The sequence below is a fragment of the Streptomyces sp. NPDC102467 genome, assembly GCF_044765445.1.
Taxonomy (GTDB): domain Bacteria; phylum Actinomycetota; class Actinomycetes; order Streptomycetales; family Streptomycetaceae; genus Streptomyces.
Genome location: NZ_JBIWKA010000004.1, coordinates 115,119 through 129,562, shown reverse-complemented (window position 1 = coordinate 129,562; position 14,444 = coordinate 115,119). Strand labels below are relative to the sequence as shown.

General features: G+C 69.2%; 13 protein-coding genes. 11 read left to right on the top strand and 2 right to left on the bottom strand.

Features of this window, described 5'->3' with window-relative positions:
• Positions 1-111: 111 nt before the first annotated feature.
• The 11 genes from pdxS (at position 112) to ACIREE_RS09100 (ending at position 12,002) form a co-directional block, all read left to right on the top strand.
• Positions 112-1,035 carry a pyridoxal 5'-phosphate synthase lyase subunit PdxS gene (pdxS, locus tag ACIREE_RS09150; RefSeq protein ID WP_404148514.1) on the top strand — a complete coding sequence of 308 codons (924 nt, stop codon included), beginning with the start codon at positions 112-114 and terminating at the stop codon, positions 1,033-1,035.
• 5 nt (positions 1,036-1,040) lie between these two features.
• On the top strand, positions 1,041-1,646 hold the full coding sequence (gene pdxT / locus ACIREE_RS09145) for a pyridoxal 5'-phosphate synthase glutaminase subunit PdxT (RefSeq protein WP_404148512.1): 606 nt from the start codon (positions 1,041-1,043) through the stop codon (positions 1,644-1,646).
• Between the two features lie 47 nt (positions 1,647-1,693).
• Positions 1,694-2,446, top strand: coding sequence for a YebC/PmpR family DNA-binding transcriptional regulator (locus ACIREE_RS09140; protein WP_404148510.1), 753 nt, complete (start codon positions 1,694-1,696; stop codon positions 2,444-2,446).
• Positions 2,447-2,551: 105 nt separating this feature from the next.
• Positions 2,552-3,136, top strand: a complete 585-nt coding sequence (ruvC, locus tag ACIREE_RS09135) for a crossover junction endodeoxyribonuclease RuvC (RefSeq protein WP_404148507.1) — start codon at positions 2,552-2,554, stop codon at positions 3,134-3,136.
• The gene (gene ruvA, locus ACIREE_RS09130; protein ID WP_404148504.1) at positions 3,133-3,744 is read left to right on the top strand and encodes a Holliday junction branch migration protein RuvA; all 612 of its coding nucleotides are present in this window, start codon (positions 3,133-3,135) and stop codon (positions 3,742-3,744) included. The genes ruvC and ruvA overlap by 4 nt, the downstream gene beginning before the upstream one ends.
• Positions 3,745-3,780: 36 nt before the next feature.
• Positions 3,781-4,854 (top strand): Holliday junction branch migration DNA helicase RuvB, encoded by a 1,074-nt coding sequence (ruvB, locus tag ACIREE_RS09125; RefSeq protein ID WP_404148501.1) that lies wholly within the window; start codon positions 3,781-3,783, stop codon positions 4,852-4,854.
• A gap of 166 nt (positions 4,855-5,020) precedes the next feature.
• Entirely contained in the window at positions 5,021-5,536 is a 516-nt protein-coding gene (yajC, locus tag ACIREE_RS09120; RefSeq protein WP_404148498.1) for a preprotein translocase subunit YajC, read from the top strand.
• 149 nt (positions 5,537-5,685) lie between these two features.
• A complete protein-coding gene (gene secD, locus ACIREE_RS09115) occupies positions 5,686-7,473 on the top strand; it encodes a protein translocase subunit SecD (RefSeq protein ID WP_404148495.1) in 1,788 nt (595 codons plus the stop codon).
• A gap of 1 nt (position 7,474) precedes the next feature.
• Positions 7,475-8,593 (top strand): protein translocase subunit SecF, encoded by a 1,119-nt coding sequence (gene secF, locus ACIREE_RS09110; protein WP_404148493.1) that lies wholly within the window; start codon positions 7,475-7,477, stop codon positions 8,591-8,593.
• 153 nt (positions 8,594-8,746) lie between these two features.
• Positions 8,747-9,286 carry an adenine phosphoribosyltransferase gene (locus tag ACIREE_RS09105; RefSeq protein ID WP_404148490.1) on the top strand — a complete coding sequence of 180 codons (540 nt, stop codon included), beginning with the start codon at positions 8,747-8,749 and terminating at the stop codon, positions 9,284-9,286.
• Positions 9,287-9,455: 169 nt separating this feature from the next.
• Entirely contained in the window at positions 9,456-12,002 is a 2,547-nt protein-coding gene (locus ACIREE_RS09100) for a RelA/SpoT family protein (protein ID WP_404148487.1), read from the top strand.
• Positions 12,003-12,105: 103 nt separating this feature from the next.
• On the opposite strand, the gene ACIREE_RS09095 is transcribed toward ACIREE_RS09100, so the two are convergent.
• Entirely contained in the window at positions 12,106-13,338 is a 1,233-nt protein-coding gene (locus ACIREE_RS09095) for a DUF349 domain-containing protein (RefSeq protein WP_404148484.1), read from the bottom strand.
• Positions 13,339-13,474: 136 nt separating this feature from the next.
• Entirely contained in the window at positions 13,475-14,329 is an 855-nt protein-coding gene (locus ACIREE_RS09090; RefSeq protein WP_404148481.1) for a peptidylprolyl isomerase, read from the bottom strand.
• Between the last annotated feature and the right edge of the window lie 115 nt (positions 14,330-14,444).

Genomic DNA, 14,444 nt, shown 5'->3' with positions numbered 1-14,444 from the left:
CAGACGTCGCGGCAAAAGGAGCCACCGGCTACCCATTGGCCCTTGTAGTGGCCTGGTCCTCAGGGGTTTCCTCGGTGCTGCAGCAAGCCTTCGTCTTCGAATGAGGTCCCCGTGTCCATCAGCACCCCGCAGTCCGCCGCCTCCGTAGAGACCCCCGCCACCGGCACCGCCCGCGTCAAGCGCGGCATGGCCGAGCAGCTCAAGGGCGGCGTCATCATGGACGTGGTCAACGCCGAGCAGGCGAAGATCGCCGAGGACGCGGGCGCCGTCGCCGTCATGGCCCTGGAGCGGGTCCCCGCCGACATCCGCAAGGACGGCGGCGTGGCCCGGATGTCCGACCCGAACATGATCGAAGAGATCATCGGCGCGGTCTCCATCCCCGTCATGGCCAAGTCGCGGATCGGCCACTTCGTAGAGGCTCAGGTCCTGCAGTCCCTCGGCGTCGACTACATCGACGAGTCCGAGGTCCTGACCCCGGCCGACGAGGTCAACCACAGCGACAAGTTCGCCTTCACCACCCCGTTCGTCTGTGGCGCCACCAACCTGGGCGAGGCCCTGCGCCGCATCGTCGAGGGCGCCGCCATGATCCGCTCCAAGGGCGAGGCCGGCACCGGCAACGTCGTGGAGGCCGTCCGCCACCTGCGCCAGATCAAGAACGAGATCGCCCGGCTGCGCGGCTTCGACAACAACGAGCTGTACGCCGCCGCCAAGGACCTGCGCGCCCCGTACGAGCTGGTCAAGGAGGTCTCCGAGCTCGGAAGGCTGCCTGTGGTCCTCTTCTCCGCCGGTGGCGTCGCCACCCCGGCCGACGCCGCGCTCATGCGCCAGCTCGGTGCGGAGGGCGTCTTCGTCGGCTCCGGCATCTTCAAGTCGGGCGATCCGGCGGCGCGCGCCGCAGCCATCGTGAAGGCGACCACCTTCTACGACGACCCCAAGATCATCGCGGACGCGTCCCGCAACCTCGGCGAGGCCATGGTCGGCATCAACTGCGACACCCTGCCCGAGACCGAGCGCTACGCGAACCGGGGCTGGTAAGCCCCATGAGCACCCCCGTCATCGGCGTCCTGGCTCTCCAGGGCGACGTACGGGAGCACCTCATCGCCCTGGCCACGGCCGACGCCGTGGCCAGGCCGGTGCGGCGCCCCGAAGAACTGGCCGAGGTCGACGGCCTCGTCATCCCCGGTGGTGAGTCGACCACCATCTCCAAACTGGCCGAGCTCTTCGGTCTGATGGGGCCCCTTCGCGCGCGCGTGCGCGCCGGTCTGCCCGTCTACGGGACCTGCGCTGGAATGATCATGCTCGCCGACAAGATCCTCGACCCGCGCTCGGGCCAGGAGACCATCGGCGGCATCGACATGATCGTGCGCCGTAACGCCTTCGGGCGACAGAACGAGTCCTTCGAAGCGGCGGTCGACGTACAGGGCATCGAGGGCGATCCTGTGGAGGGCGTCTTCATCCGCGCCCCCTGGGTGGAGTCCGTGGGCGCCTCTGTAGAGGTGCTCGCCGAGCACGAAGGGCACATGGTCGCCGTCCGTCAGGGCAGCGCGCTCGCGACGTCCTTCCACCCCGAGCTCACCGGGGACCACCGGATGCACGGTCTGTTCGTGGAGATGGTGCGGGCGAAGGGCGCCCAGGGTTCCTTGTAGGATCTGTGCGTTCGTACTGAGGTTGGTTACGCGAAGGAGACAGGCAGATGTCCGGCCACTCTAAATGGGCTACGACGAAGCACAAGAAGGCCGTGGTCGACGCCAAGCGCGGCAAGCTCTTCGCGAAGATGATCAAGAACATCGAGGTCGCGGCCCGCACGGGCGGCGCCGACGTGTCGGGTAACCCGACCCTCTTCGACGCCATCCAGAAGGCCAAGAAGAGCTCGGTCCCGAACAAGAACATCGACTCCGCGGTCAAGCGCGGCGCCGGTCTCGAAGCCGGTGGCGCCGAGTACGAGACGATCATGTACGAGGGCTACGGTCCCAACGGTGTCGCGGTGCTCATCGAGTGCCTCACCGACAACCGCAACCGCGCCGCCTCCGACGTGCGCGTCGCCATGACCCGCAACGGCGGCAACATGGCCGACCCGGGCTCCGTGTCGTACCTGTTCCACCGCAAGGGCGTCGTGGTGGTCCCCAAGGCCGAGCTGTCCGAGGACGACGTGCTGGGCGCCGTGCTCGACGCGGGCGCCGAAGAGGTCAACGACCTGGGTGAGGCCTTCGAGGTGCTCTCCGAGGCCACCGACCTGGTCGCGGTCCGCACCGCCCTCCAGGAAGCCGGCATCGACTACGACTCCGCCGACGCCAACTTCGTCCCGACCATGCAGGTCGAGCTGGACGAGGACGGCGCGCGCAAGATCTTCAAGCTGATCGACGCGCTCGAGGACAGCGACGACGTCCAGAACGTCTTCGCCAACTTCGACATCTCCGACGAGGTCATGGAGAAGGTCGACGCCTGACGCGACATCAGCGGCGGGCCGACGGGACACACCCCGTCGGCCCGCCGCTTTGTCAGTGGCAGCCGATAGCCTGCGGGAACAGGCAATCGAAGGTGGGGGAGCGGTGTGCGCGTTCTGGGCGTGGACCCGGGGCTGACCCGGTGCGGAGTCGGCGTGGTCGAGGGGATCGCGGGCCGGCCCCTGACGATGCGCGGTGTCGGTGTCGTACGGACGCCCCCGGACGCCGAGTTGGGCCGGCGCCTGGTCGCCATCGAGCAGGGCATCGAGCAGTGGCTCGACGAGTACGAGCCCGAAGTCCTCGCCGTGGAGCGGGTGTTCAGCCAGCACAATGTGCGCACCGTCATGGGCACCGCCCAGGCCAGTGCCGTCGCCATGCTGTGCGCCTCGCGCCGCGGCCTGCCCGTCGCCCTGCACACCCCCAGCGAGGTCAAGGCCGCCGTCACCGGCAGCGGCCGCGCCGACAAGGCCCAGGTGGGAGCCATGGTGACCCGGCTGCTCCGGCTCGACGCGCCGCCCAAGCCGGCCGACGCCGCCGACGCGCTCGCCCTCGCCATCTGCCACATCTGGCGCGCCCCCGCGCAGAACAGACTCCAGCAAGCCGTAGCGCTGCACGCGGCTCACGCGTCCAAAGCGTCCAACGCGTCCAAAGCATCCAACGCGTCCAAAGCACTGAAAGGCCGTACCGCATGATCGCCTTCGTCAGCGGCTCCATCGCCGCCCTCGCCCCCGACGCCGCGGTGGTCGAGGTCGGCGGTGTCGGCATGGCCGTCCAGTGCACGCCGAACACGCTGTCCACGCTCCGCCTCGGACAGCAGGCCAAGCTCGCCACCTCCCTCGTCGTCCGCGAGGACTCGCTCACCCTGTACGGCTTCGCCGACGACGACGAGAAGCAGACGTTCGAGCTGCTGCAGACCGCCAGCGGCGTCGGCCCGCGCCTGGCCCAGGCCATGCTCGCCGTGCACAGCCCCGACACCCTGCGCCGCGCCGTCTCCACCGGTGACGAGAAGACGCTCACCGCCGTCCCCGGCATCGGCAAGAAGGGCGCCCAGAAGCTGCTCCTGGAGCTGAAGGACCGGCTGGGCGAGCCGCTGGGCACGGGCGGCCCCGCCATCGGCACCGCCGTCACCAGTGGCTGGCGCGACCAGCTGCACGCCGCGCTCATCGGCCTCGGCTACGCGACCCGTGAGGCGGACGAGGCGGTCACGGCGGTCGCCCCGCAGGCCGAGGCGGCCGAAGGCACCCCCCAGGTGGGACAGCTTCTCAAGGCGGCCCTGCAGACCCTGAACCGCACCCGCTAGCCGACCGCCCCCGAACCGCAACGCGAGGCACACGTAATGAACTGGGACGACCCGACCGACGCGGCGCCGGACCCCGAGCGGCTCGTGGGCTCCGTCGCCGACCGCGAGGACCAGGCCGTCGAGGCGGCCCTGCGCCCCAAGGACCTCGGCGAGTTCATCGGCCAGGAGAAGGTCAGGGAACAGCTCGATCTGGTGCTGCGCGCCGCCCGCGCACGCGGCGCCACCGCCGACCACGTCCTGCTCTCCGGCGCCCCGGGCCTCGGCAAGACCACCCTCTCCATGATCATCGCCGCGGAGATGGGTGCCCCGATCCGCATCACGTCGGGCCCCGCCATCCAGCACGCGGGCGATCTCGCCGCGATCCTCTCCTCCCTCCAGGAGGGCGAGGTCCTCTTCCTCGACGAGATCCACCGCATGTCCCGGCCCGCCGAAGAGATGCTCTACATGGCGATGGAGGACTTCCGCGTCGACGTCATCGTCGGCAAGGGCCCCGGCGCCACCGCCATCCCGCTCGAACTGCCCCCGTTCACCCTGGTCGGCGCCACCACGCGCGCGGGGCTGCTGCCGCCCCCGCTGCGCGACCGCTTCGGCTTCACCGCGCACATGGAGTTCTACGAGCCGCACGAGCTGGAGCGCGTCATCCACCGCTCCGCGAACCTCCTCGACGTGGAGATCGACACCGCGGGGGCCGTCGAGATCTCCGGCCGGTCCCGCGGCACCCCGCGCATCGCCAACCGGCTGCTGCGCCGCGTCCGCGACTACGCCCAGGTCAAGGCCGACGGCCACATCACCCAGGACATCGCCGCCGCCGCGCTCGCCGTGTACGAGGTGGACGGCCGGGGCCTCGACCGCCTCGACCGCGGTGTGCTGGAGGCCCTCCTCAAGCTGTTCGGCGGCGGACCCGTCGGCCTGTCGACGCTCGCCGTCGCGGTGGGGGAGGAGCGCGAGACGGTCGAGGAGGTCGCCGAGCCCTTCCTCGTACGCGAGGGGCTGCTGGCACGGACGCCCCGGGGCCGGGTCGCCACACCCGCCGCATGGGCGCACCTGGGCCTCACCCCGCCCCAGGGAAGAACGGGCGGAAGCGGACAAGGGGACCTGTTCGGGGCGTGACGGCGCGGGTGGTGGCCGGGCCAGGAACCCCGGTGCCATGCTGAGCGTTGTTACCACAGTGCGGACTCGCTTAGACTCCGCCGACGGTCGCCTTAATGGCGACGGTGCACCCCCAAACCCAACAAGGCCGCTTTCCGACGCGGTCGCCTGAAGGAAGTTCCCACCCGTGAGTCTCGTGACCCTCCTCCCGTTCATCGTGCTCATCGGGGCCATGTTCCTGATGACCCGGTCTGCCAAGAAGAAGCAGCAGGCCGCCGCATCGATGCGCAATGACATGCAGCCCGGTTCCGGCGTCCGCACGATCGGGGGCATCTACGCCACGGTCAAGGAAGTCAACGAGGACACGGTCCTCCTGGACGCCGGCCCCGGCATCCACCTCCTGTTCGCGAAGAACGCGATCGGCGCCGTGCTCTCCGACGACGAGTACAACCGCATCGTCCACGGCGTGGAGGCTTCCGAGGACGACGAGCTGACCGACGCCACCGTCGTACCGGACGACGCGTCCTCCCTCACCGGGACCGACGAGACCGCCGCCGCTGACGTCTCGCGTATCGACCTCGGCAAGAAGGACGGGGCCGACGAGACCGCCGAGCCCGCCGCCGAGGCCGACGTGGCCGCCGACGCCGACAAGGCCGCCGACGCCGAGCCGAAGAAGACCGACGGCGAGTCCGACGCGAAGTAGTCACGACCGGAGCCGCGGGGCGACCGCTTGCGTCGCCGCGGTTCCCGTTCGTGCGTGACCCGCGTGGATTCTCGACCATTTCATGGCCGCTTGTGCAGGTCGGGGTATGAATCCCCGATGCCGGGCGGATGGAGAGGGAGTACGAGAAGGTGGCCACACCTACAAAGAGCCGAGGGGCAGGTTCCCAGAGCAAGCCCGGGCGTGCTCTGAGCCTGATCGTGATCATCATGGTGGCGCTCGTCGGGGGGATGTTCCTCTCCGGTACGTTTACGCCACGTCTCGGCATCGACCTCGCGGGCGGCACCAGCATCACGCTGGAGGCCAAGAACGAGCCGGGCCAGCCCAACGCGATCAACAAGACCAACATGGACACCGCGGCGGACATCATCAACCGCCGTGTCAACGGCATGGGTGTCTCCGAGGCCGAGGTCCAGACGCAGGGCAACAACAACATCATCGTCAACATCCCGCGGGGTACGGACCAGAAGCAGGCGCGTGAGCAGGTCGGTACGACCGCTCAGCTCTACTTCCGTCCCGTGCTGACGGCGGCCGCGGGCGCGCCCACGGGCAGCCCGTCGACGAGCCCGTCCCCCAGCGCCTCGACCGGCGACAAGGCGACGGACAAGGCGACTGACAAGGCCACGGACAAGGCGACCGACAAGGCCACGGACAAGGACTCGACCGAGCCGTCCGCCACGGCCACCTCGCAGGGCCGCGCCGTCACCGACAGCCTGAAGGCCGACTCCACGCCGAGCGCCTCGTCGACCGGCAAGGCCGACGACAAGGCCTCGCCGACGCCCTCCGCCGACCCGGCGACCGCAGCGCTGCAGAAGAAGTTCACGGACCTCGACTGCACCGACAACGCGGCCCGTACGAAGGTCAACGAGGGCGCCAAGGCGACCGACACCATCGTCGCCTGCGGCAAGGACTCGCAGGGCCAGTGGGAGAAGTACGTTCTCGGCCCGTCCGAGGTGAACGGCAAGGACGTCAAGAAGGCCCAGGCGACCATCAGCCAGCAGTCCGGCCAGTGGGTCGTCAACATGGACTTCACGGGCGGCGGCTCGAAGAAGTTCGCGGCGACGACCAGCAAGCTCAAGGACCAGCAGTCCCCGATGAACCAGTTCGCCATCGTGCTCGACGGCGACGTGGTCTCCGCCCCCAGCGTCAGCTCGACGCTGAGCGCCAACGCCGAGATCAGCGGCAGCTTCACCCAGGAGTCCGCCCAGGACCTGGCGAACGTGCTGTCGTACGGCGCCCTGCCGCTCACCTTCCACGAGCAGAGCGTCACCACGGTGACCGCGGCCCTCGGCGGTGAGCAGCTGCACGCCGGTCTGATCGCGGGCGCCATCGGCCTCGCCCTGGTCGTCATCTACCTGGTGGTCTACTACCGCGGTCTGTCGGTCGTCGCCCTCGCCTCGCTGGTCGCCTCCGGCATCCTCACGTACACGCTCATGACACTGCTCGGCCCGGCCATCGGCTTCGCGCTGAACCTGCCGGCCGTCTGTGGTGCCATCGTGGCCATCGGTATCACCGCGGACTCGTTCATCGTGTTCTTCGAACGAATCCGGGACGAGATCCGCGAGGGCCGTTCCGTGCGGCCCGCCGTCGAGCGTGCCTGGCCGCGCGCCCGGCGCACGATCCTCGTCTCCGACTTCGTGTCGTTCCTCGCGGCCGCGGTGCTCTACATCGTGACCGTCGGCAAGGTGCAGGGCTTCGCGTTCACGCTCGGCCTGACCACCCTGCTCGACGTGGTCGTCGTCTTCCTCTTCACGAAGCCGCTGATGACGATCCTGGCCCGCAAGAAGTTCTTCTCGAGCGGACACAAGTGGTCGGGCCTCGACGCGAAGCGTCTGGGTGTCCAGCCTCCGGTGCGTCGGCGCTCCACCCGTCGTGCCACCGCTTCCGCCGCCGGCCCTGTCGACCCGAAGGAGGCGTGAGATGTCGAAGCTCGGCAATCTCGGCGCCAGGCTCTACCGCGGTGAGGTCGGCTACGACTTCATCGGCAAGCGCAAGATCTGGTACGGCGTCTCGATCCTGATCACCATCACGGCCATCCTGGGCCTCGCGGTCCGCGGCCTGAACATGGGCATCGACTTCGAGGGCGGCGCCGTCTTCACGACGCCCAAGACCAGCGTCTCGGCCGAGAAGGCGGAGGAGTACGCGACCACGGCCTCCGGCCACGACGCGATCGTGCAGGAGCTCGGCACGGGCGGCCTGCGCATCCAGATCGCGGGCGTCGACACGAGCAAGTCGGACCAGATCGCGGCCGAGCTGTCCAAGGACCTGGGCATCGACGCCGACAAGATCAACGCCGACCTGGTGGGCCCCAGTTGGGGTGAGACGATCGCCAACAAGGCCTGGCAGGGCCTGGCCATCTTCATGGTCCTCGTCGTGATCTATCTGGCGATCGCCTTCGAGTGGCGGATGGCGCTCGCCGCACTCGTCGCCCTCATCCACGACATCACCATCACCGTCGGGATCTACGCCCTGGTGGGCTTCGAGGTCACGCCGGGCACGGTGATCGGTCTGCTCACGATCCTCGGTTACTCGCTCTACGACACGGTCGTCGTCTTCGACTCCCTCAAGGAGCAGACGAAGGGCATCGAGAAGCAGACCCGCTGGACCTACAGCGACATCGCGAACCGCTCGATCAACAGCACCCTGGTGCGCTCGATCAACACCACGATCGTGGCGCTCCTGCCCGTCGCGGGCCTGCTGTTCATCGGCGGCGGCTTCCTCGGCGCCGGCATGCTGAACGACATCTCGTTGTCGCTCTTCGTCGGTCTGGCCGCCGGTGCGTACTCGTCGATCTTCATCGCCACTCCGCTGGTCGCCGACCTCAAGGAGCGCGAGCCGAAGATGAAGGCCCTCAAGAAGCGGGTCCTCGCCAAGCGGGCCTCCGCCGCGGCGGAGCCCGATGCCGCCGCGGTCGTGGGCCACCAGGCGGAGAGCCGGCCGGAGAGCGAGCCGGAGGACGCCGCCCCGGCAGGTGCGGGGCCGCGCAACCAGCCGCCCCGCAACCGCGGCCGCGGCCGTCCCTCGGGCAAGCGCCGCTGACCCGGACACCGCATCGCGCACACGGGCGCCAGGAGCCGTCGAGGCCCTGGCGCCCGCGTCGTTCCCCACCGGGGCGGCTGCTAGGGTTTCGACCGCGCAAACCCGTTGAAAACTTACTGAGAAACCCTCACATACACGCCCTGAGGTGCAGAAATGACCGACATCAAGGAACTGCTCCTCAGCCGTATCCGTGACGTTCCCGACTACCCGGAGCCCGGCGTGATGTTCAAGGACATCACCCCGCTCCTCGCGGATCCGGCGGCGTTCACGGCCCTCACCGACGCCCTCGCCGAGCTGTGTGTGCGCCACGGCGCCACGAAGGTCGTCGGTCTGGAGGCGCGCGGCTTCATCCTGGGCGCCCCCGTCGCCGTCCGCGCGGGCCTCGGCTTCATCCCCGTACGCAAGGCGGGCAAGCTTCCCGGCGCCACGCTCTCGCAGTCGTACGACCTCGAGTACGGGTCCGCGGAGATCGAGGTGCACGCCGAGGACCTGTCGGCCGACGACCGGGTCATGGTCATCGACGACGTGCTGGCCACCGGCGGCACCGCGGAGGCCGCCCTGCACCTGATCCGCCGGGCGGGCGCCGGGGTCGCCGGCGTCGCGGTCCTCATGGAACTGGGTTTCCTGCCCGGCCGCGCACGCGTGGAACCCGCGCTTCAGGGCGCCCCGCTCGATGCCCTGCTGCTGGTGTAAAGCCCCAGCTCACAGCCGTATGGGCGGGCCCGGAGGAATCCGGCGCCCGCCTCTGGTGTTCCGGTAGTGCGAGGGCGTACCACTGGCCGAATACGTGTGGTGGGCGCCGGATCGATACCATGGGCTCTCCGGGACCCGAACGGGGAACCGTCGCGCACGAGGAGCGCCGTTGCCAGACGAGGCCAAGCCACTCACTGCCGCCAAGCCCGACCAGCAGGCCGACAAGGACGCGGCTTCTTCCGGCACGCCCGCGAACGCTTCGTCCGGCACGCCCGCGAGCAACGGGCAGAGCCCCACGAAGTCCACCGGCACCCCGGGCGGCACGGCGGCCGGGCAGCCACGGTCCAAGCCCGCGGCCGAGCAGACGCGCGCCACGCCGCCCCCCGTGATCCGCGCGGGCGCGAACCAGCCCGCGGCCCGCGCCGGCTCCTCCAACCGTGTCAGGGCCCGTCTGGCGCGCCTCGGCGTGCAGCGCTCGAACCCCTACAATCCGGTCCTGGAGCCGTTGCTGCGGATAGTGCGCAGCAACGACCAGAAGATCGAGACGTCGACGCTCCGCCAGATCGAGCGGGCCTACCAGGTCGCCGAGCGCTGGCATCGCGGTCAGAAGCGCAAGAGCGGCGACCCGTACATCACGCACCCGCTCGCCGTGACGACGATCCTCGCCGAGCTCGGCATGGACCCGGCCACCCTCATGGCGGGCCTGCTGCACGACACCGTCGAGGACACCGAGTACGGCCTCGACACCCTCAGGCGCGACTTCGGCGACCAGGTCGCCCTCCTCGTCGACGGCGTCACCAAGCTGGACAAGGTCAAGTTCGGCGAGGCCGCGCAGGCCGAGACCGTCCGCAAGATGGTCGTCGCCATGGCCAAGGACCCGCGCGTCCTGGTCATCAAGCTCGCCGACCGCCTGCACAACATGCGCACCATGCGCTACCTCAAGCGCGAGAAGCAGGAGAAGAAGGCGCGCGAGACCCTGGAGATCTACGCGCCGCTCGCCCACCGCCTGGGCATGAACACCATCAAGTGGGAGCTGGAGGACCTCGCGTTCGCGATCCTCTACCCCAAGATGTACGACGAGATCGTGCGGCTCGTGGCCGAGCGCGCGCCCAAGCGCGACGAGTACCTGGCCATAGTGACCGACGAGGTGCAGAGCGACCTGCGCGCGGCCCGTATCAAGGCCACCGTCACAGGCCGCCCGAAGCACTACTACAGCGTCTACCAGAAGATGATCGTCCGCGGCCGTGACTTCGCGGAGATCTACGACCTGGTGGGTATTCGTGTCCTTGTCGACACGGTGAGGGACTGTTACGCCGCTCTCGGCACCGTCCACGCGCGATGGAACCCGGTCCCCGGCCGGTTCAAGGACTACATCGCGATGCCCAAGTTCAACATGTACCAGTCGCTGCACACGACGGTGATCGGCCCCAACGGCAAGCCCGTCGAACTGCAGATCCGTACGTTCGACATGCACCGCCGCGCCGAGTACGGCATCGCCGCGCACTGGAAGTACAAGCAGGAGGCCGTCGCCGGCGCCTCCAAGGTGCGCTCCGACCAGCCGAGGACCACCGGCAAGGACGACCACCTCAACGACATGGCGTGGCTGCGTCAGCTGCTCGACTGGCAGAAGGAGACGGAGGACCCCGGCGAGTTCCTGGAGTCCCTGCGCTTCGACCTGTCGCGCAACGAGGTGTTCGTCTTCACGCCGAAGGGTGACGTCATAGCGCTCCCCGCGGGCGCCACCCCCGTCGACTTCTCCTACGCGGTCCACACGGAGGTCGGCCACCGGACCATAGGAGCACGGGTCAACGGGCGGCTCGTCCCGCTCGAATCGACCCTGGACAACGGCGACCTGGTGGAGGTCTTCACCTCCAAGGCGGCCGGCGCAGGGCCTTCACGGGACTGGCTGGGCTTCGTCAAGTCGCCCCGCGCCCGCAACAAGATCCGTGCCTGGTTCTCCAAGGAGCGCCGCGACGAGGCGATCGAGCAGGGCAAGGACGCCATCGCGCGGGCCATGCGCAAGCAGAACCTGCCGATCCAGCGGATCCTCACAGGCGACTCCCTGGTCACGCTCGCGCACGAGATGCGCTATCCCGACATCTCGTCGCTGTACGCCGCCATCGGCGAGGGCCACGTCACGGCACAGTCCGTCGTACAGAAGCTGGTCCAGGCGCTCGGCGGCGAGGAAGCGGCCAACGAGGACATCGCCGAGAGCGCACCGCCCTCGCGCGGCCGCTCCAAGCGTCGTGCGAACGCCGATCCGGGCGTCGTGGTCAAGGGAGTCGACGACGTCTGGGTGAAGCTGGCGCGCTGCTGCACGCCGGTCCCCGGCGACCCCATCATCGGCTTCGTCACGCGCGGCAGCGGCGTCTCGGTCCACCGCAGCGACTGCGTCAACGTGGACTCCCTGTCCCGTGAGCCCGAGCGCATTCTCGAGGTCGAATGGGCACCCACCCAGTCCTCGGTCTTCCTGGTCGCCATCCAGGTCGAGGCGCTCGACCGCTCGCGACTGCTGTCCGACGTGACCCGCGTCCTCTCGGACCAGCACGTGAACATCCTGTCCGCGGCCGTACAGACCTCCCGCGACCGGGTGGCGACGTCCCGCTTCACGTTCGAGATGGGCGACCCGAAGCACCTGGGCCACGTCCTCAAGGCCGTCAGGGGCGTAGAGGGCGTCTACGACGTGTACCGCGTCACATCGGCCCGCCGCCCGTAACTTCCGGTCGGCAGACGCACGACGGGCGGAACAGCAGACGCCGAGGCGTAAAGGAGCGGGCCCGGGCTTTCAGAAGCCCGGGCCCGCTCCTTTACGGCTACCTTCAGCCGCCGAACTCGTGAAGCCCCTTCAGCGCCTGATCCAGCAGCGCCTGACGCCCATCGAGCTCGCGCTGCAACTTGTCGGCCTTCGAAGAGTTGCCCTGCGCACGGGCCTGCTCGATCTGCCCCGTCAACTTGTCGACCGCCGCCTGCAGTTGACCCGTCAGACCCGCGGCACGCGCGCGTGCCTCCGGGTTCGTCCGGCGCCACTCGGTCTCCTCGGACTCCTGGAGCGCGCGCTCCACCGCGTGCATCCGGCCCTCGACCTTCGGGCGGGCGTCGCGCGGCACGTGGCCGATGGCCTCCCAGCGCTCGTTGAGCGAGCGGAACGCGGCACGGGCCGCCTTCAGATCGCCGACCGGCAGGAGCTTCTCGGCCTCGTCGGCCAGCTCCTCCTTGAGCTTGAGGTTCTCGCCCTGCTCGGCGTCCCGCTCGGCGAAGACCGAACTGCGCGCCGCGAAGAACACGTCCTGGGCGCCGCGAAAGCGGTTCCACAGATCGTCCTCGTGCTCACGCTGAGCCCGGCCCGCCGCCTTCCAGTCCGTCATCAACTCGCGGTACCGGGCCGCCGTGGCGCCCCAGTCCTGCGAGTTCGACAGTGCCTCGGCCTCGGTGACCAACTGCTCCTTGGCCTTGCGGGCGTCCTCGCGCTGCGCGTCCAGGGACGCGAAGTGCGCCTTGCGGCGCTTGGAGAACGCCGACCGGGCGTGCGAGAAGCGGTGCCACAGCTCGTCGTCCGACTTGCGGTCGAGACGCGGCAGACCCTTCCAGGTGTCCACCAGGGCCCGCAGCCGCTCACCGGCCGCCCGCCACTGCTCGGACTGGGCCAGCTCCTCCGCCTCGACGACCAGCGCCTCCTTGGAGTGCCGCGCCTCGTCGGACTGCTTGGCCTTCTGGACCTTGCGCTCCTCGCGGCGCGACTCGACCGACTCCACGAGCTTGTCGAGCCGCTTGCCGAGGGCGTCCAGGTCGCCGATCGCATGCGCGTCCGTGACCTGCTCCCGCAGGTGCTCGATCGCGGTCGAGGCGTCCTTCGCCGACAGGTCGGTCGTCTGCACCCGGCGCTCGAGGAGCCCGATCTCGACGACCAGACCGTCGTACTTGCGCTTGAAGTAGGCCAGGGCCTCATCAGGCGATCCCGCCTGCCACGAACCGACCTCACGCTCAGTGCCGTCGGCCGAACGCACGTACACGGTCCCCGCCTCGTCGACGCGGCCCCACGGGTCGCTGCTCACAGCGCCTCCTCCACATGATGCCTGCGGGGGACTCGTGGGCCCCCGGGCATCGTCCACAGTTTCGTCACCGCCAACATAGGCGACCGGCGGGGCGGCTGTCCGCATCCCGCGCGACCGAAGTTTGGCAGCTGGCAGGTCAGGACTTGGTCACAGTCCCCTTGTTGATCACCACGGTCGCGTTCGGCGCGGTGTTGCCGGTCGTCTGGTCCGCAGCTTGTGCACCAGCCTTGGCAATCTTGTTCAAAACCTTCATTCCGGAGTCGGAAATGGTCCCGAACGGGGTGTACGTGGCCGGGAGCTTGCTGTCCTTGTAGACGAGGAAGAACTGGCTTCCGCCCGTGTGCTTCTGCCCGGTGTTCGCCATGGCGATGGTGCCCGCCGGATACGTGTACAGCTGCGTGCCCTGAGACTTCTCCGCCTTCTTCAGGGAGGAGTCCTTCAGGTTCTCGTCCGGGATGGTGTACCCCGGGCCGCCCTGGCCGGTGCCCGTCGGGTCACCGCACTGCAGCACGTAGATGCCCTCGGTGGTGAGCCGGTGGCACTTGGTGTGGTCGAGGAAGCCCTTGCTCGCCAGGTAGTTGAACGAGTTGACCGTGTGCGGGGCGGCCGACGCCTTCAGGTCGATGCCGATGTCACCGCACGTCGTGGCGAGCTTCATCGAGTAGTCCGCGGACTTGTCGATGCTCACCGCCGGCTCCTTCTTCCAGGTAGCCGTCTTCGCCTTCCCCTCGGCGGGCTTCGCGCACGGGTCCGGCGCCTTCGACGGCGACGGGCTCGCGCTCGGCTCGGAGCCGGCGGTCGCCTTCTTGTCGTCGCTCTTGAAGGCGCCGGCGGCGTACGCGCCACCCGTGCCGAGCACGGCCACAGCGAGCACCGCGGCGATCACTGTGTTGCGGGTGCGCGCCTTGCGTCGCGCGGACTCGCGCCGCTGCTGCTGGCGCAAGAACTTCTCCCGGGCGAGCTGACGCTGCCGCTGATCCTTGGTGACCACCGGGTGTTCTCCTCGTACGTCTCGTGACCTCTGGTGCGGGCCGTCGGCTGGTGCCCCGTACCGTATATGGGTTCGCTGTGGAATCGGCAGCGCCGGTAGGCTGTGATCTGCCGCA

What these genes read in the sequence shown, in the direction of transcription:
- pdxT (WP_404148512.1), top strand. Translation starts at nt 1,041, where the DNA reads ATGAGCACCCCCGTCATCGGCGTCCTGGCTCTCCAGGGCGACGTACGG.
- ACIREE_RS09140 (WP_404148510.1), top strand. Translation starts at nt 1,694, where the DNA reads ATGTCCGGCCACTCTAAATGGGCTACGACGAAGCACAAGAAGGCCGTG.
- ruvA (WP_404148504.1), top strand. Translation starts at nt 3,133, where the DNA reads ATGATCGCCTTCGTCAGCGGCTCCATCGCCGCCCTCGCCCCCGACGCC.
- ruvB (WP_404148501.1), top strand. Translation starts at nt 3,781, where the DNA reads ATGAACTGGGACGACCCGACCGACGCGGCGCCGGACCCCGAGCGGCTC.
- secF (WP_404148493.1), top strand. Translation starts at nt 7,475, where the DNA reads ATGTCGAAGCTCGGCAATCTCGGCGCCAGGCTCTACCGCGGTGAGGTC.
- ACIREE_RS09105 (WP_404148490.1), top strand. Translation starts at nt 8,747, where the DNA reads ATGACCGACATCAAGGAACTGCTCCTCAGCCGTATCCGTGACGTTCCC.